The organism is Psychrobacter sp. 1Y4 (assembly GCF_051847555.1).
In genome coordinates, this window is record NZ_JBPYDE010000156.1 from 1 (window position 1) to 1046 (window position 1046).

Sequence of the window (1046 nt, forward strand, 5' to 3'; positions counted from 1 at the left end):
AACAGCGTCAGTAATGGTCCAATAAAAAAATCAACCACAAGAGTCATAGTAAATACAGCATATACACCCGTAGCTTTTGCAAGTGGTGCAGGATACCAGATAGTAAATACCAAGATAGCTAAAGCGCTTACCAATATAAAACTAAAGCCTAGATGGATAGCAGCCGCTTTGAAAGAGGCTTTCCAAATACGAATTGGTTCTTGAGACATTTAGCTGATCTCCTAATGAAGAGAAAAATATTAGCATAGACCAGCAGCGATACAAGTACCGCTCACGGTCCAAACTAGACTATCATTAAGTGGCGTAGGCAATAGGGTATAGGTTGCACTATCTACGCTAGGCTCGCCCGTTACAGTTACCAAAGCAATCGTAGGCGCTATGGATATAGAATTCACATTGTTGGCTGATGTCACCGCTGAAGCATCAATGCTAACCTCGCTGATGCTATCACAATTAGACAGCATGTGATTACCTCTTCCTTGAAAACAGATATCAATGTTAGTTCTAACGGTAGCAGCAGCCAATATTACTTCAGTGAAGCGCGTTTTTTTGGCGTGATTTTGATATGTAGGTAGTGCGATAGCAGCTAAGATGCCAATGATAGATATTACAATCATTAACTCAACAAGCGTAAAGCCTTGTTTTTTTTTCATAAGGTTCGCCTTGTAGATAGCTAATAGATATTCAAGAACTATTCCTTTATCTAAGACATAAAATAGCCCTGCTATGTCTAAGCATGCAGGGCTGTTTGTGCTTTCAGTTGAAAAGTCTAAGCGAAATACAAACTAAATCTATAGATTAACAAAGACCTGCAGCAACGCATGAACCACTTTGCGTCCAGATCAAAGAGTTATTAGACTCTTCAGGTGACAATGTAAATGTGGCGCTATCCACCGTACTTTCGCCTTTAGCGGTGATAACAGCTGTAGTGTCTGCAATCTTAACTTCAGCTACTTCACTGCCTGCGGTTGCATTGGCTTCTGTCCCACCAATTTTATCGTATGTGTCACAGTTAGCTAAATCGCCTTCACCGCGAGTCTGATAAC

General features: G+C 40.8%; 1 protein-coding gene and 2 pseudogenes. All 3 read right to left on the minus strand.

Annotation, left to right across the window (positions count from 1 at the left end):
- Window positions 1-209: pseudogene (locus ACS8FC_RS14935) on the minus strand (hypothetical protein); the annotation flags it as partial.
- A gap of 30 nt (window positions 210-239) precedes the next feature.
- Complete coding sequence (locus tag ACS8FC_RS14940; protein WP_439297349.1) at window positions 240-653, minus strand: pilin; 414 nt, start codon at window positions 651-653, stop codon at window positions 240-242.
- A 145-nt stretch (window positions 654-798) separates the two neighbouring features.
- A pseudogene (locus tag ACS8FC_RS14945) lies at window positions 799-1046 on the minus strand (pilus assembly protein TapA); the annotation flags it as partial.